The sequence below is a fragment of the uncultured Psychroserpens sp. genome, assembly GCF_947494225.1.
GTDB lineage: Bacteria > Bacteroidota > Bacteroidia > Flavobacteriales > Flavobacteriaceae > Psychroserpens.
This window is the reverse complement of the sequence record NZ_CANLUG010000003.1, coordinates 277626-298643: the sequence shown is the minus strand read 5'-3', so window position 1 is coordinate 298643 and position 21018 is coordinate 277626. Positions and strand designations below refer to the sequence as shown.

General features: G+C 32.9%; 18 protein-coding genes. 2 read left to right on the top strand and 16 right to left on the bottom strand.

Annotated elements, in window-relative coordinates; translation table 11 throughout:
- Window positions 1-97: 97 nt before the first annotated feature.
- From Q0893_RS09190 to aroB, 3 genes are read right to left on the bottom strand one after another with little or no spacing between them, the layout of a single operon-like run.
- The gene (locus tag Q0893_RS09190; RefSeq protein WP_299274691.1) at window positions 98-661 is read right to left on the bottom strand and encodes a Crp/Fnr family transcriptional regulator; all 564 of its coding nucleotides are present in this window, start codon (window positions 659-661) and stop codon (window positions 98-100) included.
- A 16-nt stretch (window positions 662-677) separates the two neighbouring features.
- Window positions 678-863 (bottom strand): hypothetical protein, encoded by a 186-nt coding sequence (locus Q0893_RS09185; protein ID WP_299274688.1) that lies wholly within the window; start codon window positions 861-863, stop codon window positions 678-680.
- 20 nt (window positions 864-883) lie between these two features.
- The gene (aroB, locus tag Q0893_RS09180; protein WP_299274685.1) at window positions 884-1954 is read right to left on the bottom strand and encodes a 3-dehydroquinate synthase; all 1071 of its coding nucleotides are present in this window, start codon (window positions 1952-1954) and stop codon (window positions 884-886) included.
- 84 nt (window positions 1955-2038) lie between these two features.
- On the opposite strand from aroB, the gene Q0893_RS09175 reads away from it, so the two are divergent.
- Window positions 2039-3211: a proline dehydrogenase family protein gene (locus Q0893_RS09175; RefSeq protein ID WP_299274682.1), complete on the top strand. Its 1173-nt coding sequence runs from the start codon at window positions 2039-2041 to the stop codon at window positions 3209-3211.
- Between the two features lie 53 nt (window positions 3212-3264).
- On the opposite strand, the gene Q0893_RS09170 is transcribed toward Q0893_RS09175, so the two are convergent.
- The 5 genes from Q0893_RS09170 to Q0893_RS09150 form a co-directional block, all read right to left on the bottom strand.
- Window positions 3265-5607 (bottom strand): GumC family protein, encoded by a 2343-nt coding sequence (locus tag Q0893_RS09170; protein WP_298901904.1) that lies wholly within the window; start codon window positions 5605-5607, stop codon window positions 3265-3267.
- A 17-nt stretch (window positions 5608-5624) separates the two neighbouring features.
- Window positions 5625-6422, bottom strand: coding sequence for a polysaccharide biosynthesis/export family protein (locus tag Q0893_RS09165; protein WP_298901902.1), 798 nt, complete (start codon window positions 6420-6422; stop codon window positions 5625-5627).
- 20 nt (window positions 6423-6442) lie between these two features.
- Window positions 6443-8335, bottom strand: a complete 1893-nt coding sequence (locus Q0893_RS09160; RefSeq protein WP_299274676.1) for a nucleoside-diphosphate sugar epimerase/dehydratase — start codon at window positions 8333-8335, stop codon at window positions 6443-6445.
- Window positions 8332-9456, bottom strand: a complete 1125-nt coding sequence (locus Q0893_RS09155) for an aminotransferase class I/II-fold pyridoxal phosphate-dependent enzyme (protein WP_298901898.1) — start codon at window positions 9454-9456, stop codon at window positions 8332-8334. The genes Q0893_RS09160 and Q0893_RS09155 overlap by 4 nt, the downstream gene beginning before the upstream one ends.
- A 217-nt stretch (window positions 9457-9673) precedes the next feature.
- Window positions 9674-10678, bottom strand: a complete 1005-nt coding sequence (locus tag Q0893_RS09150) for a polysaccharide deacetylase family protein (RefSeq protein WP_299274671.1) — start codon at window positions 10676-10678, stop codon at window positions 9674-9676.
- A 113-nt stretch (window positions 10679-10791) separates the two neighbouring features.
- Here Q0893_RS09150 and Q0893_RS09145 point away from each other — a divergent pair, with 113 nt between their 5' ends.
- Window positions 10792-12039, top strand: a complete 1248-nt coding sequence (locus Q0893_RS09145; RefSeq protein ID WP_299274668.1) for a GNAT family N-acetyltransferase — start codon at window positions 10792-10794, stop codon at window positions 12037-12039.
- On the opposite strand, the gene Q0893_RS09140 is transcribed toward Q0893_RS09145, so the two are convergent.
- The 8 genes from Q0893_RS09140 to Q0893_RS09105 all read right to left on the bottom strand — a co-directional run bounded on the left by Q0893_RS09140 (window position 12032) and on the right by Q0893_RS09105 (window position 21003).
- Window positions 12032-13057 (bottom strand): ATP-grasp domain-containing protein, encoded by a 1026-nt coding sequence (locus Q0893_RS09140; protein ID WP_299274665.1) that lies wholly within the window; start codon window positions 13055-13057, stop codon window positions 12032-12034. The genes Q0893_RS09145 and Q0893_RS09140 overlap by 8 nt on opposite strands.
- Window positions 13047-13679 (bottom strand): sugar transferase, encoded by a 633-nt coding sequence (locus Q0893_RS09135; protein WP_298902231.1) that lies wholly within the window; start codon window positions 13677-13679, stop codon window positions 13047-13049. Before Q0893_RS09135 ends, Q0893_RS09140 begins: the two co-directional genes overlap by 11 nt.
- 5 nt (window positions 13680-13684) lie before the next feature.
- Entirely contained in the window at window positions 13685-14830 is a 1146-nt protein-coding gene (locus Q0893_RS09130) for a glycosyltransferase family 4 protein (protein WP_299274662.1), read from the bottom strand.
- Window position 14831: 1 nt separating this feature from the next.
- Window positions 14832-15941, bottom strand: a complete 1110-nt coding sequence (locus Q0893_RS09125; protein ID WP_299274659.1) for a glycosyltransferase — start codon at window positions 15939-15941, stop codon at window positions 14832-14834.
- Entirely contained in the window at window positions 15941-17020 is a 1080-nt protein-coding gene (locus tag Q0893_RS09120) for a glycosyltransferase (RefSeq protein WP_299274656.1), read from the bottom strand. The genes Q0893_RS09125 and Q0893_RS09120 overlap by 1 nt, the downstream gene beginning before the upstream one ends.
- Window positions 17021-17024: 4 nt before the next feature.
- Window positions 17025-18875 (bottom strand): asparagine synthase (glutamine-hydrolyzing), encoded by a 1851-nt coding sequence (gene asnB, locus Q0893_RS09115; RefSeq protein WP_298901888.1) that lies wholly within the window; start codon window positions 18873-18875, stop codon window positions 17025-17027.
- Between the two features lie 114 nt (window positions 18876-18989).
- Window positions 18990-20057, bottom strand: a complete 1068-nt coding sequence (locus Q0893_RS09110; RefSeq protein WP_299274653.1) for a glycosyltransferase — start codon at window positions 20055-20057, stop codon at window positions 18990-18992.
- 16 nt (window positions 20058-20073) lie between these two features.
- Window positions 20074-21003 (bottom strand): hypothetical protein, encoded by a 930-nt coding sequence (locus Q0893_RS09105; protein ID WP_299274650.1) that lies wholly within the window; start codon window positions 21001-21003, stop codon window positions 20074-20076.
- Between the last annotated feature and the right edge of the window lie 15 nt (window positions 21004-21018).

Sequence of the window (21018 nt, the reverse complement as noted above, 5' to 3'; positions counted from 1 at the left end):
TATGCAAAGATGTTGTGGAATTACAATATGACTAAGGAGGTATGTCACACGTTTGGAGTGATGTAAGTCACATTGAGGAATAAAAATGTGGAATGTCTTAAGAATTTAATCTGCTTAGGGTTTCTCTGGAAACACCTAAATAGGCCGCAATCATTTTTTTAGGCACACGCTGAAAGAGTTTAGGATATTGTTCAAGAAGTAAATTGTAACGTTCATTTGCCGAATTTTTCAATAGAGACAGTATTCTATTTTGAAGAGCAATTCTACCTAATTTACTTTTTTTAGCCCAAAAACGTTCCATTTTGTGCATTTCCGCAGTTAATTTTTCGCGATTTTCATAGGTGATATATAAGAGTTCACAATCTTCTATACAATCAATAAAGGTTTTTGCCTTGGTTTGTTTAACAAAGGATTCATAGTCTGTAATCCACCAATTCTCCATACCAAATTGAAGAATATGCTCTTTTCCGCTATCGTCTATAAAATAGCTTTTTATACAACCTTTTAAAATCCAAAATTCTTTATTTACGATATCTCCTTCTTGAACTATATATTGATGTTTACGTCTATTGATCTGCTCAAAATGACCTAATACGAATTCGAACTCTTCGTCTGAGAGTTTAATTATTTCTTCTATATGTTGTCTAAGAGGATGTGTCATTAGTTATTTATGGTTTTTAGTTATCCTCTAACTCTTTTTTATATTTTTTTGCTTGTATAAAAAAGCGGGCGCCAACAATGAGACCTAGAATACCCATAAAAGTGAAGCCAATTATTAAAAAAAGTGTACCCATACTCATAATAACGATAGCTAAGATGACATTTGTTTTTGCAGCACTTAATTTATTTTTTGTTGAATTCATAACTAAAACACTTTGCTGGTTTAGCTGGATTTATAATATTCAATACTGTTTAGAATGATAGCATTATCAACAAGACAATCTATTTTTGGTTGTCCAATTTCCGTGAGTAAAACGAAATTAATATTACCATGCTCATTCTTTTTATCATATTTTAATAAATCGATTATAGCATTATAATCTGAAGGTTCTATGTTAACCGGAGCGTAAATATTATTGATAGCTTGCGTGATGTAATTTAAATCTTGTTTTGAGAAATTTAATAATTCTGAAGAAATATAACATTCCAAGATCATTCCAATAGCAATGGCCTCTCCATGTAAAAGTTCTTCTTTTTCAGGATGACTTAGAAAATAAGATTCGATGGCATGGCCTAGTGTGTGCCCAAAATTAAGATGTTTACGTTCACCTTGTTCTAAAGGGTCGTTAGTGACTATATTCTTTTTGATGAGTACAGATTCATGAATTAAATCATCAAGGTCGTTTAGTGTAAGTTTTGATAAATCTGTTAGTTTATCAAAATAGCTTTTGTCTTTTATCAGTCCGTGTTTAAGCATTTCTGCTAAGCCAGATTTCATCTGATTTTGCGGCAAACTATTTAAATATGAAGTGTCAATAATGACCATGTCGCCAGAACTGATAACCCCAACCTGATTTTTTAATGCACCAAGATCAACACCGGTTTTTCCACCAACCGAAGCGTCTACCATTGCCAACAGAGATGTTGGGACATTAATATATTTGATACCACGCTTAAATGTACAAGCTACGAAACCACCTAAATCTGTCACCACACCACCTCCAAGGTTTAGAAGAAGACTTTTACGATCTGCTCCAAGTTCAGACAGAGCATTCCAAACCCCAACACAAGTGTCTATTGTTTTGTACTGTTCTCCAGCTTCAATTTCTATAATTTCAATTGCAATAGACGTTTCAAGATGTGCCATAAACGCTGGTAAACAATGCTTATGTGTATTCGAGTCTACGAGAATAAATAGTTTAGAAAATCCTTTTGAATCAATGTAATTATTGAGTTCTTGATATGCGGTTGAATTAAAATGAACAGAATATGTTTTTGTAATTATAGAATTCATATAGATTTATAAAAGTGGAAAATTAGCGACTTTTAGTAACATAATAACTATTGAATAATTATTTTTGTTATATATTTTTCACAAATGGATTCAAATACACTTTTCGATAATACTGAAGTTGCTTTTGCTCTCAAAAATGATTCAGAATTAGAACGCGCTTACTTTTTATTTAAAATGATTTCTCATGAACCTTTGGTAAGGATTGGTACTGCTGCCACTAACTTTGCATTAAAGGCTAAATTGCCTGTAGAAGGTTTAATACGTTCTACGGTATTTGACCACTTTTGTGGTGGTGTAAATGAGGAAGATTGCCTACCTGTAATAGATAAGATGTTTGTTAAAGGTGTGAGTTCGGTTCTAGATTACTCTGTAGAAGGAAAGGAAAAAGAATCTACCTTTGATGAAGCCCGAGATAAGATTTTAAAGATTATCAAATTTGCAGATGAAAAAGAATCGATGCCTATTGTTGTTTTTAAACCTACTGGTTTTGGGCGTTTCTATTTATATCAAAAGAAGGGAGAAGGAGTAGAGTTCACTCAAGCGGAACAAGAAGAATGGAATAGAATAGTAGAACGATTTGATGCCGTTTGTCGCCTAGCGAAAGCTAAAGATGTGGAAGTTTTAATTGACGGAGAAGAAAGTTGGATGCAAGAAGCCGCAGATGATCTCTGTGAAGATATGATGCGTAAGTACAACGTAGAAAAACCTATAGTTTACAACACGCTGCAAACCTATAGATGGGACAGGTTAGACTACTTGAAAGCAACACATAGACGTGCCGTTGAAGGTGGTTTTAAAGTTGGGTTTAAAATCGTTAGAGGTGCTTATATGGAAAAGGAGCGAAAGCGAGCTGAAGAGAAGGGTTACGCTTCTCCAATTTGTGAAACCAAACAAGCTACAGATGATAATTTCAATACATGCATGACCTACATTTTGAACAACCTAAAAGATATTTCTTTATTTATAGGAACACACAATGAGCACAGTTGTTATATTGCTATGAAATTAATGCAAGAACTAGGTATTGATAAAAAGGATAATGATGTTTGGTTTGGTCAACTCTATGGGATGAGTGACCATATTAGCTTTAATTTGGCGGCTCAGGGTTATAATGTTGCTAAATATGTGCCATTTGGACCAGTAAAGGACGTTATGCCTTATTTAATTAGACGTGCTGAAGAAAACACCTCTGTAGCAGGTCAAACAAGTAGAGAACTTAATTTACTTAAACAAGAGAAAAAACGCCGTCGATTATAGACAAAAAAAAACCCGTAATTTAATACGGATTTTTTAGTTAGGGTGTTATTAAATTAGAAGGGTTTGTACCATTTTTTCTTTCGTTGCGGATTATTACCATAACCATAGCCGTATCCTTTCTTTTTAATCGTTCCATTAAGAAGTGTAACCATATGTGGTAAACGTTTTTCTTCGTACATGGTTTGGGCAATATGCAATTGACGCTTGTCAATATTATTTGCACTTACGACATAAATAAAAATATCGGCATGATTGCTTATCAATAAGGTGTCTGTAACCAATCCAACAGCAGCCGTATCTACGATAACATAATCGTATTGTTCTTTGACTTTTTCGAATAAATATTTTACGCGATCACTCATTAGTAACTCTGCGGGATTTGGCGGAATAGTTCCAGACGGAATCACATCTAAAAATTCATTGTCTTTTACTTTTACGGTAACATCTTCAATGCTTAATGATTTATCTGAAATGAAATCGGTAAGTCCTTTGTCGCTTTTAATTTTTAAATAATCATTAACTCTAGGGACTCTAATATCTGTTTCAATAAGAAGTGTCTTTTTATCTGAAAAAGAGAATGAACTAGCTAAGTTTGTAGTAGTATGTGATTTTCCTTCCTGAGCAGTAGTAGAGGTTACAAAAATGGTTTTACATTTTTTATCTACTTTCTGCAGCATAAAATCGATGTTCGTTCTAATAATTCTAAAGGCTTCTGCTTTTGGAGAATAATCTACCTTACTTACAACTTTTGATTTTGTGTCTGCCTTTGGGATATCACCAATGAAAGGTGCTTTAACCAAACGTAATACATCTTCTTTAGTATGCACCTTTGTGTCCATGAGGTCTTTTACATAAATTAAAGACACAGGAATAATTAAACCAATAAGCATTGCTGTTAGATAGATGATTTTTTTCTTTGGTGAAACTGGATCATCATTGGTATAAGCATAATCAATAACTTTGGCATTTGCAGTAGACATACCTAGCGTAATAGCTGTTTCTTCACGTTTTTCTAAAAGATAGAGGTAAAGTGACTCTTTAATATCTTGCTGACGCTTAATATCTCTAAACTGTCGTTCTTTTCCTGGAGCAGAATATATTTGTCCTCGAATTCTAGAATCTTCTCTATTTAGGTTATTAAGCGTAATTTGATTGGCATCTTTAATATTACTTAAACTTTGGTTCAAGTTGTTTTTAAGTGCATTAATTTGATCGTTTAATTTTATTACTGTTGGGTTTTTATTGCTTGAGTTCTTTAGAATACGATCACGTTGTAATACTAAATCATTATGACTTTTTGTAATCTGTGCTACATTACTATCTGCAATACCTATATCTGCAGGTAATAAATCTGTACCAGAATCATTATTATTTAAACGATCACTCATGAATTCTACCAACTGCAATTGATTACTGGTTTGGTTAATCTTTGCTTCGGTTTGTCGTTCACTTTCTAAAAAGATATTAGACTGTGAAGATAATGCTGTTAACCTGTTGTCTTTCTGAAGTTTTTCGGCAGTAAAATCTACCTGTTCTAGTTCGTTAGACACTACGTTTAAACGATTTGTAATAAAATCTGAAGTTGTTTTAACAATAAGTTCTTTGTCATTAATAACGTCGGCATTATACTTTAAAATAACTTCATCTAGTATTAAACGCGCCTTTTCTTTAATGCTTTCATTTAACGACAGTTTAATAACATTCGATTTGTCTGTGGTAGCGATTTTTACCTTAGAAAGGTATGACTCAACAACACTATGTATTGGTCTCACATGAATCTCAACATAATCACCTGGTTCAGAACCATAGGTACCAATATTTGGAGTGATAACAAAGTCACCAAACGAACCTTTTACGCGATCTCCAAAACTGTGAGTTGTTGTTTCTCCATCATCAAATTCTAATAGTTTATTGGTATTAACTTTAGAAAGTTCATATTGTTGAGCAGATAGTATTTTTATATATAATGATTTATTTACATCAGCAAGAATCGAGTCGCTTACAAAAAAACTAATGTCCACAGGAGGATTAGAATAAATCTCCTCTTTTTTTAATTTTCCGCTAACATAATAACTAATATTTAACTTAAGATCTTTAACCACTTGCGTAAGTATAGATCGCGATTTAATTACTTCTATCTCATCTACGACATTTGGTAAAGTTGAATTTAGTCCACCATTTTGAAGTGAAGATATTTCAGCTAAACTCCTTGAGTTTTCATCTTCTTTTAACTTTATTGTAGCATTAGCCTGATATAAAAATGTGCTATATCTAATTTTAACGAATGCTGCGGCAAGAGCAATTAATAGAAAAATAATGATGAGCTTCCATTTTGATAAATATAGCTCAACGAGTTTTACTATTGTGTCTTTGTTTGTTAGGGAATTTTGAGACATAATACTATAAATCTATATTAGTTTCTGAAAATAAAAATTGCTGCAATTGTAGCTAGTGTAGACACTGCAGAAATTAGAACGCCAGTATTTGGGTTATATGAAGATGTCTTGACTTTAGCATTATTTGGCTCTACATAGATGACATCATTTTGAGTTAAATAATACACAGGAGAATTTACAACGTTTATAGATGTTAAATCATATTTTGCATATTTTTTCTTTCCATCCACTTCACGAATTAAAAATACGTTGTTTCGTTTTCCATAAATAGTAAGGTCTCCGGCTAAACCTAAGGCTTGTGTGAGGGAAATACGTTCTCCTTCAACAGTGTATGCACCAGGTCTGTTTACTTCACCTAAAACCGTTACAGTAAAGTTAATAAGTCTAATGTTTACTATAAACTCTTTCACGTATTCACCAATACGTTCCTTTAACATTTTTGTAGCTTCAACTCTTGTAAGGCCTCCCATTTTTACCGTACCTAAAACAGGAAATTCTATATTACCTTCTGGATCTAATAAATAGGTTTGTCTTAAAACAGTTGGTTGGTTTGCCGCACCACCAGAGGTATTATAGGCTACTGCTGGTAAATTAAAGGCAGCAACAGATTCTGAAACTTCAGCAGAAACATCAATTGTTAATATATCATTTGGCTTATATGTGATTTGAAAATTATTGTCTAGTTCGCTTAAACTTACATCTGTTATTGGCTCATCTTGAAAATAGACAAGATCTTTTCTCGAGCCACAAGATGATAGTGCTACAAATGAAAATAGTAGAAATAATCTGAATATGTTGCTAGAATGTTGACGCATAATATTTTGATTTGGTTATGTTATTTTTTTGAGTCTAATACTTCGTATTTAGAATTGTTGGAAATGTATTCTGGAATAATATCTTTAATTAATGATACAATTTCTAGATTTTGTGATTTAGAGTTAATCGTGCACAAATTGGCAATTTTATCACTTATAGTTAATGTATCTATAGATTTTGTTTTGGCAATCATGATTTTTTCATGATAAGTTTGCCTAGTATTTTCCCCGTCTGCGAGTAGCTCTTCATAGATCTTTTCACCTGGACGCAAGCCTGTAATTTTTATTTCAATATCTTCTGGATGTCTTAAACCAGATAGAATGATCATATTTTTGGCTAAATCATAAATCTTAACAGATTCGCCCATGTCAAACACAAATATTTCACCTCCATTACCCATTGTAGCTGCCTCTAATACTAACTGACACGCTTCGGAAATGGTCATAAAATAACGTGTAATATCTTTATGCGTTACAGTTAATGGACCGCCATTTTCAATTTGTTTTTTAAATAAAGGAATAACCGAGCCATTGGAGCCAAGGACATTACCAAATCGTGTGGTAATAAATTTGGTCTTCCCTTTTCCTTGTAAACAATTAACATAGAGTTCTGCAATACGTTTAGTTGCGCCCATAACATTAGTTGGGTTTACAGCCTTGTCTGTAGAAATAAGTACAAACTTATTTACACCATGTTTTACAGATAAACTCGCAATATGTCTGGTTCCTCCAATATTGACACTCACAGCTTCGTAAGGATTATTTTCCATTAACGGAACATGTTTATATGCCGCTGCATGAAAGACAATTTTAGGTTTGTGTATTTGGAATAGTTGCTCCATACGTCTAAAATCTCTCACGTCCGCAACTATAGCTGTAAAGTTTTTAATTCCTTTTTGTACAAATTCTTGTTGTAATTCATACAATGGAGATTCTGCCGTATCGAGAAGAATTAATTTTTTATAATTATAATTAGAAGCCTTTCTTGCAATTTCACTTCCAATTGAACCTGCAGCTCCAGTAATTAAAATGATTTGATTTTCATATTCATCTAAAAGAGCAGGATTGGTAATAGATATAGGATCACGTCCTAATAAATCTTCAATATTTACCTCTTTAATTTGTCCTACACTTAAATCTCCATCAATCCAGTTTTGAACAGGAGGTACAATTTTTACTTTTAAGCCTAATTCAAATAGTAAGCCCGAAATTTGAAGTAGCCTAGACGATTCGATATTTTGAATTGAAATAATAACTTCTTCAACAGCATACTTTTCAATAAACTTTGGTGTTATTTTGTCCAAACTATAAACCGACAACGTATTTATCTTTTTTCCAATCTTACTTTCGTTATCATCAATAAAGCCAATAATTTGGTGACTGTTCTTAGGGTCGTTAGTGATAGCATCATAAGTAATCATTCCAGAGTTACCTGCACCAAAAATTAAAATGCGTTTTTGCGTTTTAAAATCTTGCATTAGTTTGTTGTACATAGACTTTATAAAAAGTTTGAAACCAACAAGGAATAGAATATTTAAAAGTAAATGGATATAAATAATAGATCCAGAAATATTGAAAATGCTTTCGTAATTAAAACGTCTACTAAAAAAGGTTGAAACAATCAATATGGTAGCCAAAATGTTGACTCCTATAATAATATTAATCACATCTTTAAACCCAGTAAATCTAACAACACCTTTATAAGATCCAACAAATAAAAAGCTAATCAAAGCCGCTAAAAAGACAAATGGAATTTGCTTAAACATAACTACAAAATCAAAATCAAGATGGAAATTGAATCTTATAATATATGCAGCAACAAAGGTAAATGCGACGATCGTTAAATCGAATAACATAACCAACCATTTGGAGGCATATTTATGTGATATATTTTGAAGTAATTGTTTAATCATGCTCTAAAATACGTTTTTATTGCTGATGTTACTCTATTTATTTCATTTTCAGTTAAGTTAGATCCGCTAGGTAAACATAAGCCTTTTTCAAACAAATCATCAGAAACACCATTGAGGTAACGAGGTGCATCTTTGAAAATAGGTTGTTGGTGCATAGGTTTCCAAAGTGGTCTAGTTTCAATGTTATATGTATTAAGTTCTAACCTTAGTTCTTCTCTAATTGCTTTAGATGGCGTTAACAAGCACGACAGCCAACGGTTTGAAAAAGAACCATGAGGTTCATCAACAAATTGAAGTTCTTCAATACCTTGAAAACTATCTTTATAATGCTGATAGTTTTGTCTTCGAGCTGCAACTCGGTCATCGAGAACTTCCATTTGGCCTCTGCCAATACCGGCAAGTACGTTAGATAACCTGTAATTAAAGCCAATAGAAGAATGCAAATATTCTACCGCCTTATCTCTGGCCTGAGTGGCAAGAAAAACAGCTTTTTCTTTTAGCTTAATATTTTTGGTTACAATCGCACCACCACCAGAAGTTGTTATGATTTTGTTTCCATTAAAGGACAATACAGAGATATCTCCAAATGTGCCGCATTTAATGTTGTTATAGGTACTACCTAAAGCCTCAGCACTGTCTTCTAAAACAGGAATATCGTAGCGTTTTGCTACCTTATGAATTTCACTAACTTTATAAGGCATGCCATACAGATGTACAGCAACAATGGCTTTTGGTTTCTTTCCTTTTTGAATACGATCTTTTATTGCAATCTCTAATTGTTCTGGACAAATGTTCCATGTGTCACGCTCACTATCAACAAAAATTGGAGTAGCACCTTGATACACGATTGGATTTGCAGATGCCGAAAACGTCTTAGACTGACAAATAACTTCATCTCCATGACCAACATCTAATAAAATAAGACCTAAATGAATAGCAGCCGTTCCTGAACTTAACGCAGCCACATGACTATCTTCTTTAAGATAATCCTGAATATCAGCCTCAAAACCATTGACGTTAGGCCCTAAAGGAGCAATCCAATTGGTTTCGAAAGCATTATTAATATAAGATTGTTCTTTTCCACTCATATGCGGAGATGACAACCAAATTTTTGATTCCATAATCAACTTGTTAAGTAAGTTTATTACTATACAGCTAAGCGTTTAGTGAGGGATTTGGGTGAAATTTTGGATGGTTAATACATGTTTAATGCTAGTAACCTGAATAAATTTCTTGTTAAATATGCATTAATACCATAAAACCAACCAAATAAACACGATAAAAAACAATTTTTCACGTTGACCTTTAAGCCTTCGATTTATTAGAAAAGCATAATAATTAAGAAGAAGACTTAATTTTGTTAGCCAAACCTGTCATGGTTTCGCTTTTGAAATTATAAGTTTCATTGAGCTTTTTGTAGGTTTTGAAAATCTCTTCTAGGTTTTTGAAGTTTTCATCCATTTGAGCTCCGAAATTATGAGGGTGCCACCATAAATGAAAAAGCTCATTCTTTTTAGCTGCATGCGTCATTGCTCGCTTTATGCGCTTAATTTTTAAGGGTTCTAAAAACTTCAATTTCTTACTATAAGCTCTAAATAATCTGCTCGATGGAAAATTGAAAAGATCTTTTTCTTTGGTCATGTCCTCTAACTTGTACGTATTTGGTCCAGTAACACTCACATAAGCATCGAGAAACTTTAGCAACTTAAAAATATACCACTCTTTATAAAATTTTGTAGTATGAATGTTATATATGTATGCTTTTTCTTTTCCTCTAAAAGAAGTGATGCCGTGCTTTTTAAGCACTTCTAAATAAGGCTTGTCAAACGGTTTAAGTGGGTCGACCATGTTTCTGGGAAAGACCAGACTGTTTATATCTATACCTAGTGGCTTTGCGATTTGTATTGCCGAACTAAGGTCATTATCAAATTGTTCAACATTTTGACCAGGAATGTGACAGTAATAATGACAAAATGTATGTGTTCCAATTTCGTGATTGCCATTGTTTTGAATTTGCTTTATGCCAGAAAGACCATAATGAAAGGGGTCGTCTTGCTCACTGTTTCCAATTGACGCTATTAAAGGGTATGGCGAAAACTTTTCTTTTGAATACGACGGTTTATGCTTAGGGGCATACTTGAGGAGCTCTTCCTTGTCTTTTGCAAATAAGAAACCAACAGTAGCAAATGTGAGTTTAATGTCATATTTGTCACTCATTTCTAAAAGCCTATCTAAAACTTTTCCAACATTGGTTAAGTTTGTTCTATAGTCGTCTACAGATTTTTTATCAAAAACTCCCCAATGAATTTCGTAATCTAATGAAATAACAAAATGACCGCTCATAGTTTAATTTATATTGGTTTCAAATGTAAATAAAATTAACAGTAATTTTTAATTCTCTTAATTGATAATAACATGGCAAAAATGTTACTTTTGCATCTCGTATCTGTAATACCATGAAAACCAACCCATTCACATCTTCAGTTTTTGAGACCTCTTGGTCCAAACACTTCAATGAAGATAAGACGTTAATGTCTTTTGATTTTTTAGAAGGGGTAAGGTTTATTAAAGATAAACCAAACGGTATTTATGTTAATGCAGGTAGAAATCTTACCAAAGGCTTATATTATAGTCTAAATTATGATAAACAAGATTACAAGGGAAAAACCTTTTTAATCTACGATGTGCCATCGTACTTTGATGTCGAAGATTTTAATGCGCCTTCGCATTCTTCTCTGCGAATTAAAAGAGTATTTCAATACCAAGGTTTTTTGATGGACATCACATCTTTTAATAATCAAGATGAATATATAAACTCTCAATTTAGTTCTAAAAACAGAAGAGAGTTCCGTTCAAATCAAAGACGCTTAGAAACGTGTTTTGATATAGACTACGCTTTTATTCATGAGGCCATGCCGAAAGAAGAATTTAATGTTCTTTTTGAACAGTTTTATGCGTTGTTAAGTAGACGTTTTGCCGATAAACAAACCAACTATCACCACTTAAGCTCTAAAAAATGGAATTATTATAAAGAGTTGGTTTATAATATGTTGAAAAAGAAGCAAGCGTCACTTTTAGTGATTAGCAATGCTAAGACTCCAATAGGAATTACACTTAATTTTCATTCTGAAGATATACTCTTTGAAGCGATCACAGTTTTTGATCCTGATTATTATAAATTTAGTATTGGTAAAACGTCCATAATTAAACTGCTAGAATGGTGTTTTGAGCATAACTATAGAATTTCTGACTTCTCTAAAGGAGACTTCGATTATAAACATAAATGGAGTAATTTGGCTTATGATTTTGAATACCATATTTTATACGATTCTAAATCGATATTGTCTGTATTAAGAGCTCAGTATGCCATTGCTTATTATAAATTGAAATTATATTTAAGACGAAAAAAAATTAATGAGCTTTATCGAAAGTATAGATTTTATTTAAAAGGAGGCGGAAAAGAAAAGGAAGATAGGGCGTATAATAACTATACATTTGAAAAATTAAACAGTTTTGAACCATCTGATAATCATGAACTCATCGATTTTAAATCTGAGTCATTTCGTTTTTTAACCCAGTTTGTCTATACATTCTTGTTTGCTAACCCAGAGCCATTAGAAAATGTCAAAGTTTATAAGCGTATAGATGCGTTGGAATTCGTAATCTCTGGATCAAAGAAGGCGCAAAAAATTATATTCAGTTAGACGTTTTTATTTCTAACATGCGGTCACATTTTGAAAACATTCTCCCGGCGCTATAGTTGTTAAATTGAGCAACGTTTTTATGACCTTTTAGCCATTCTATATAGATAGCTGCTGTGTTAATTCCTGCTTCATGTGAAAACGGATAACCTCCTCCAAATCTTGGATTTAGCTCAAGTACGTAAAGTTGATTTTCTGCAATAAAAACATCACAATCCAGACTGCCAATGTGTTTTAGTTTTTCTGAAATTATTTGTCCAATTTTATCAAATTTTCGATCAATTACAGAGATAGCTTTGTCTGTTTCTCCCGAGCGCATGTTGAGTTTTTCTCTTACAAATGTTCCGTAATATTGGCTTTCAAAATCGTTAACAATGTCCATCCCAAACTCTCTTCCGTCTAATTTCTCTTGTATTAGGATGGCATGATCTAAATCGTGTGAACTAGCTGTATTTAAAATAGATTTTTTCAGTTTAATGTGCTGAAGTTTAAAAGCTAATGCTAATTCTTCTTCAGATTCTGGAAAATCAATACCTATAGAGGCACTTCCCCAACGAGGCTTAACAACCAAAGGATAGTATAAAGTTCCATTTTTGATAGCGTGCAACGCATCTTTTAAGGTTGTATAGGTCTTTGGTGTTTTTAGTCCTATCGATTTTAGAAAGTTAAACGTTTCAACTTTATCAAAAGCAATATCAATCACATTTTCATTAGACACAATAACTTTTGTGCCTGTAGCTTCTAATTCGGCTTTATGCTTTGAAAGGATTGGTAATTCTAAATCATTGAGCGAAATAACAGCTGTGATTTGATGTTCAATAATAATGTTTTTAAGCGCTTCTATATAAGTGTCATCATAGATGTTTGGGACTAAAATGGCAATATCTGCATCTACCATAGCAGGAGCAGATACGCTCATGTCGGCTGCAAGGATAAGCCCTTCACCATTAATGGCCTCTTTAAAATAATTAATGAGATAATTACGTCTACCTGCACAAGTAAATAATATATTAATTGCCATGCGTTGAATTTTGGTTAGTTTCTGTTCCCATGAAATCAGGAACGATATCATTTTCCACACTATATATACCATCTTTTTTAAAGACTTTATATACTGTCAAAAATAAAATTTTAATGTCTAATATAAACGACATATGTTTAACGTACCACACGTCGTAATTAAATTTTTCTTCCCAACTAATTGCATTTCTACCGTTCACTTGAGCCCAACCTGTTATGCCAGGTTTGATATTGTGACGTTGCTTTTGATGATCATTATATCTTGATAAATATCTAACAAGCAAAGGTCTGGGGCCAACAATACTCATATCGCCTTTAATTACATTTAATAATTGTGGGATTTCATCTAAGGAGTACTTTCTAACAAAAATGCCAGCAGCTGTTAAACGCTCAGATGGTGGGAGTAATTCGCCATTCTCATCTGTTTTATCATTCATCGTTTTAAACTTAATTATCTTAAAAATACGTTCATTTTTGCCTGGTCGTTCTTGATAAAAAAAGGCTTTACCATTATTCTTAAACATGAGAACACACCAAGTAACTAAAAATATAGGAAACAGTAAGATGAATCCAATACTTGCAGAGAGGATGTCAAAAAACGGTTTGATAATATGTTTGTACAATCCCATTACTTCAAACTTTTATAATAGTTTAAAATTTCGTTCCACACAAAACCTTGCTCGTAGCGTTCTATAATTCTTGATCTGGTGTAATTTACCATACCTTTCCTTTTTTCAGGATGATCTATCATAAATTGCATAGCTTGCTCTAATGCTTGCTCATTTTTAACAGGTATAATAAGTCCGTTAACGCCATCTTCAATGACTTCGTTGCAACCATTAATGTCAGAAACAATACATGGTAAGTTCATACAACTGCACTGTAATACAACATTAGGAAATCCTTCTCTATAACTAGGGAAGGTGAGTACGTTTGAAATGGCAACATATGGTCTAATATCTTTTTGTAAACCTACAGCCAAAATTTGATTATTTTCCTTAATAAGAGCCTCTGTTTCTGGTAACAATGGGTCTAAGTGATTCTCTCTTGGCCCAACTAAAATTAACTTGCAGTGCAGTTCTTTTTTGGATAACCTATTAAATGCACTTACTAACTCATTAATACCTTTATCTCTAACAATTCTTCCAATAAATATAAAAACAATGTCATTATTTACAATGCCAAGTTCTTGCTTTAGTTCTAGTTTTTTTTCTTCTGAAACATGAGCTGTATCATAATGGCTAGTATCTATACCATTTGAACTTCCATTTCCAATAACCATTAGTTTTTCAGGTTTGGTATAGTTGTTTTCGATAATAATCTGTTCTAGACCAAATGAATTGGGTAATATTTTGGTTGCACAGCTATAGGTGAATTTTTCAACAGCGTCTAGCAATTTCCTTTTACTTCCTTTTGTTTCTAATAGAGGTAATCCTGCTATGGTATGCAATCTATGCGGAACACGAGCCAATTTTGCGGCAAGCATACCTAAAGTACCAGCTTTTGGTGTATGCGTATGAACAATAAAGGGTTTTTCAGATTTAAACAATTTGTAGAGTTTGAAAGTTGCCTTTAAATCTCTTATTGGTGTTATGGTTCTTGTCATCTCCACCACATGTGTTTTGATGCCTTCATTTTGTCTTACTTCAGCCAAGGCATCTCCATCTCCAGAGATTCCAATAACTTCATAATGCTTACTCATAAAACGAGATTGTCCTCTCAAAAGCGTTCTTAAGGAGGATGGAACCGTTGTGATACGAATAATTTTTTGCATACTAATTGTTCATTTGATTAAGCATTGTTCTTACAAAATTATCAATAGCTCTAGATTCAATATAATCTTTAAAATAGATCTCTCTATGGCTAGTAGTATCAACAAGACCTTTATCCATAGCCTCTCTTAAGGCATCTACATTCTCAGTTTCACAAGTTATAATACCTTTGATGTTCGAAATTTCCCCAGCACATGTCGTACTTACAACATGATCATTTTGCGACATCATTTGAAGCAAAACATTTGGAAACCCTTCTATTCTAGATGATACCACACAAAGTCGAGCTTTTTTAAATATTGGATATACATTGCTAACATAACCATATAAAATCACACGTTTTTGTAAGTCTAGTGTTTTAATTTGTTGTACTAGTTTTTGTTCTTCTTCTTTAGTGCCAACACCCAAAATAACCAATTTTAAGGTTTTATCTTTTAACAACTGAAACGCATCTATAAGAATATCGAAGCCTTTTTCTGGTATGAAACGACCAGCTGCAACTATAAAATTATCAATATTGAAAGTTACTTGCTGTTGGGCTTTTTTAGAAATTTCGTCTAAATTAACAGGGTTTGGTATGACAATAACACTTTCTTTTTTCTTTAACCATGGTAATGCTTGTAAAAGCTGGCTTTTCATTAAATCTGTTTGGCATATAATGACATCGGCTTTCTTATATCCCATAATATAGGCTGTTTTGTAGAGTAGGAGTTTAAATCCTTTAAACCTTAAAAAGATGGAAGTAGATTCTCTTAGTATGAGCTTCGTATGCTTTAATACTCTGGTGTATTTTAAAAAACCCAATAGACCATTTATGAGTGCTTGAGAACTTATAGCATGTTTTATGTCATTTAATTTGTTGAGCGTCCTTATGTATTTAGCGGCACCAAAAAAACCTTTATAAACAGAGGAGTTGTTTAAATAAACAATAGTGCATTTATCTTCCAAAGACTCCCATCCACGATGTTTTTTGTTAACAAGAAATACGACTGTACATTGTTTACCTTGATCAATAAAATAGTTGATGATGGTAAACAATACCTGCTGAGCACCTCCACCAATTAAATCATCTGGTAGAACAAAAAGCCAATCTATGGTTCCTTTTTTTTGCATTAGTGATTCATAAGATTAGTGAATACGTCTTGATATTGTTCAATTATTCGAGTTTTACTAAATTTCTTCGCTACGGAAGCAATCACCTGTTTTCTTTCTAATGGAACAGAATGAAGTTTAATAAGCGCTTCTTTTAATTCGATTTCAGAGTCCACCAAAAATCCGTTAACACCATGCGTTACAATTTCCGAAGTACCACCTAGACAATTATAAGCTACAACAGGTGTGCCCACAGCGCAGCTTTCTAAAAGTGCATTTGGAAAACCTTCTGCATAGGATCCCTGAATAAAGACATTACTGTTTTTTAAATAACGTTCTACATCGTTGGTAAAATCAATCCATGTCACTTTATCGTTAAGGCCTAATTCATTGACTTTATTTTTTATCAATTGTTCGTGTGGCCCACTTCCTATAATGGTATAGTTGAATGCCAGATCTAGCGAGCTCAAGGCTTCTAAAATTCGACAATGTCCCTTTTCATTATGTAAACGACCAACAGTAATGTACTGTGTTTTGGAGTTGTACTGTATTTCAATTTCAGAAGAATATTCTTTTGTTATCGGATTATTTATAATGGTAATCTTTTTTGCCGTCTTTGGACGAAGTTCAATAAGCTCATCGGCCATGTCTTTAGATTGGCAAATTATAGCATCTAATAATTTATAGCTGAGGCTATTTAAGGTTTTTCCAAAAGGTAGTAAGTTGGTGTTGTGATACTGTTTGGTTATTTTCTTAATGTTGGCTTCTCTGGCTACAAATTTGATCTTTCTAAAAAAAAGAGACTGTACCGCTGTTACTGCTGTAAGATGCGCAATAGAGGTCATTACAATTTGTGGTTTGAGTTGTTTCAACTTTGAAAATATACCAGTGATTCCGTCTAAAACACGATTTTTATTTAAAAAATGTGTTTCAATATGTTCTACGGAAAAAGCTGCATCTTTTTCAAACCCGACAATCAATAGAATAGGAGTGAACTTGCTTTTGTCGAGATTTTGGGCAATAAACGAAACGACGCGTTCTGCACCTCCAGCTTTTAATGACGGTAAAATAAATAAGATTTTGATTGTTTTATCCATCATAGAGTTATACAATAGAAAGTCCTTTTCCGTTGTCGTTAAGCCATTGTTTTAATACTAATAGTTTCCAAATTAATGGATACCTATTCCAGCTACCATCCATATGTTGCTTAATCATAAATTGCACCTTTTCTACATCAATGCAAGGTATTGATTTTAAGGCAGTATCGTCAAGTTCGCTCAATACAAAATCTTTTAAATCTTCTTTAAACCAGCGCGAAAATGGCATTGTGAATCCAGCCTTAGGTCTGTCAAAAATATGTTCTGGAACCGATTGATATAAAACATCTTTAAGAATACGTTTTGTATTGCCTTTATGAAATTTAAACTCGGTGGGTAGTGAGTTAGCAAAATCAACAATACGATGATCTAATAATGGGGCACGTGCTTCAAGTGAAAAAGCCATTGTGGCTCTATCAACTTTAGTATTGATATCGAAGTTGAGATAAGTTTTGGTATCAAAATCTGAAATACGTTCCATAAGGTTTTTATGATCGTGCATTAAATACTTAAGTTCGTCAACCTCGCGATTGTTATAGTTAGTATTAATGTAAGATTGATCAACACCAGTCATAGCACTCAAATAGGCTTCATTTGAATCTTTAAATTGAATCGCCTTAGCAATGACCTTTAATTTATAATGTGGCATAAGGTTTAAGCCAAATGCAGATAACTTCCTTACGGACTGTGGTAGCTTATAGATTTTACTTCCTTTTCTAGTCCAATTATATCTGTGATATCCAATGAAACTTTCGTCACCAGCATCACCAGAAAGTGCAACTGTAACATGCTTTCTTGTGTATTTAGCCAATAACATAGATGGAATTGCAGAGGAATCTGAAAATGGTTCATCATAGAACTCATTGAAGTTTTTTATAAGATCTATACCTTCATCGTAATTACATTCTATAACATGATGATCGGTTTGTAAATGATCTGCAACTTGCTGCGCATATTTACTTTCATCAAATCCTTTTTCGTTGAATTTTACAGAAAAAGTTTTGATTTTAGTCGAAGATGTTTCTGTAGCTTTTGCTGCAATTAATGAAGAATCTATTCCTCCAGATAAAAATACACCAACAGGAACATCTGCGAAAAGCCGTGAAGAAACAGCATCTTTTAGAATATGATTGAGTTCTTGTTTAGCGTCTTCGTATGAACCCGTAAATGGTCTTTCGTTTTTATAGTCAATGTCCCAATAAGCTTGTGTATTAAATGCTCCAGAATTTAAGTCGAATGTAAATGAATGTCCAGCCTTTAGTTTTTTGATTTCATTAAAAATTGATTGTGGATCTGGAATGTTTCCCCAAGCCAAGTAATAAGAAATGGCTTTTTCTGAAATAGATAAATTATCCATATGCAGCTGTATGGAGGATATCTGACTTGAAAATTCAAAATCTTTACCATTGTGGTAGTAATAAAATGGCTTTTGGCCCAACCGATCTCTGGCACCAAAAAACAATTGTTTTTTTACATCATATATAACAAAAGCGAACATACCGTTAAAGTGGTTAACGCAAGCTTCGCCATATTCTAAATATGCAGCACATAATACTTCAGTATCACTAGTAGTTCTAAAGGTATATCCTTTTTTTGTGAGTGTTTCTTTTATCAATTGAAAATTATAGACTTCACCATTAAACACAATATGAATGTCTTCATTATAGGTAAATGGTTGATCAGATCGTGGGTCTAAATCTATAATAGATAATCGGTTATGACCAAAGGAAATGTTATGGTCATTATGATTATAGAATTGCCAACCCATTTTGTCTGGACCTCTAAAGGCAGTACGCTTTAGTTTGTCTTTAACTTGTGATTCGGTATACTTTAAGGTTGTTCCGTATATTCCGCACATAAATTTATACTATTTGGGTGTTTTGTGTTCTGAACAAAAATAGATATTAAATCCACTTTTACTTAAAAAAGACTATTAAAAGTCGTTTTAGACTACGAAATGAAAGGCTACTTTTTATAGTACTGATTTATAAAGGTTTAAATGCGCTTGATAAACGGCATCAATATTATAACTCGATTTTAATTCGTCATACAATTGCTGCGTTTTTTGGAGTGCCTTGTCGTAGTTTTGAATACAATCAATCATAGATTGGTGAAACATGGATAGATCAGATACATAAGCATTGTCATTATTGAGAAAATCAGGAATACTACCAACAGGAGTTGAAATGATGGGCAGTTTTGCAGCAGCAGCTTCAATTATAACCATTGGCATACCTTCCCATTTCGATGGAAGTATTAGTGTATTGGCCGTTTGCAAATAGGGCTTAATGTCACTTCGAAAGCCTAAAAGGTTGAAATGCCTTTCGAAATCTTTATGATCAGCAGTTTCTATCTCTATTAACTTTAAGAGTTGTGCTTTTAATTTGCCTTCACCAACAACATCAAAGACAAAATTTTTAAGTCCGACTTCAATTAACTTTTTGGCAGCAGTAACCATATAAAGCGGGTTCTTTTCATCGCTCAATCGACCCAAATATAAAAACCTAAAAGGGTGGTCAATTTCACTTTGTCGTGATGAAGTAATAGATAACTCATTAAAATCTACACCATTGGGAATAACAACATTGTTTTTGAGATACCATTGCTTTGCATTCTCACTAAAAACAATATCCTTTTTTCTAAAGCCTTTTGTTACGAAGAGCATTAGCTTTCTATTATAAATTTCAATAGTGCTAGAATGAAGCGTAAATACAATTGGTATTTTCTTGTAAAAAAGTCTGTAGAGCGTACCTAAAATAGCACTGTGGTATTGATGACAATGAAATATGGGTTTGTCTTGGTCTTTAATGATGCGGTGTAGCTTTTGAAGCCCTCTTTTTAAACTAGAGTTTTTAAAAGATGTCACATTCAAAAAATGATACTCTATTTGATGTTCTTTAAATTTAGGTTCGAGTGTATTATCATCTGAAATTGAAATCACAATAGTTTTAATAACTGACGTAGAGCACTTTGCTAACTGCAATACCATTTGTTCTGCACCTCCGCCGCCTAAACTACTTGATATGTGTATTATAGTCACTAGATATTGTCTTACTCTAATTAATAATTTGCTTTTTTTGTAATTCTGTCTTTAGAAACGTAGTAAAAACCTCTGCGCCTTTAGAAGACATATGGGTTTTGTCTTTCCAATAGCTTAAATCGTTATGCTCTAAAAAGAATCCTGAGTAATCTTCGTAAGACACGCCTATAGATTGTAACGCTTTCTTTAATGTGTCATATTGAACTTTACATTCGGGCTCATAAGTTGGCGTTGTAAGCATTACTAGGGTTTTATTATTGGCTTTACAAAAATCATTTATTTGATTGATGTATTTCCATACATCTGGATTTATTTTTTTCGTGTCATCACAATCGTAATTTGATTTTATAGATAATGATTTTTTGAATGTTTCAGTTTGGGCTTCTGTAATATCTAGCGGATCAAAACCATAGTACATTTTATGATCATATTTTGGCGACACATAATTTTTTACAATTCCAATGGCTTTCCCGTTATAATCTAGCGACCATAAAAAATGTTGAAGCACGTTATCTTGATTTGCCTCAGAAACAGCCTTTTTTATAATCGGATTTCGATTGTATTTCGTGATTAAACCTTTAACATCAGAGGCATCATAGTCATCTACGAATACCTTGTTTGGATCAATATTAAAAATGATTAACTGATCTTTATCTTTAGGTAATAACTGAATTAAAGTGGCTGAATAAGCGATTGCACTACCATCCATACCAACATTGTAACTAGATGGTTTTATTTTTTTTACATCAATATGATGATTGGATCTAGATGTTCCAAAAGCAATTACATCTAATGAATCTTTTAGAATCATAAATTGGTTTAGCTTTCCAATTGATTGTCCAGACATTACCTTATCACTTATCTTATTTAAACCCATATATACTAGCTTGTCCATGCCGTAAGTAAGGAGTAGTATAATTAGAATAAGTTTAAGTGCCGATTTCATTGATATATGCTTCTA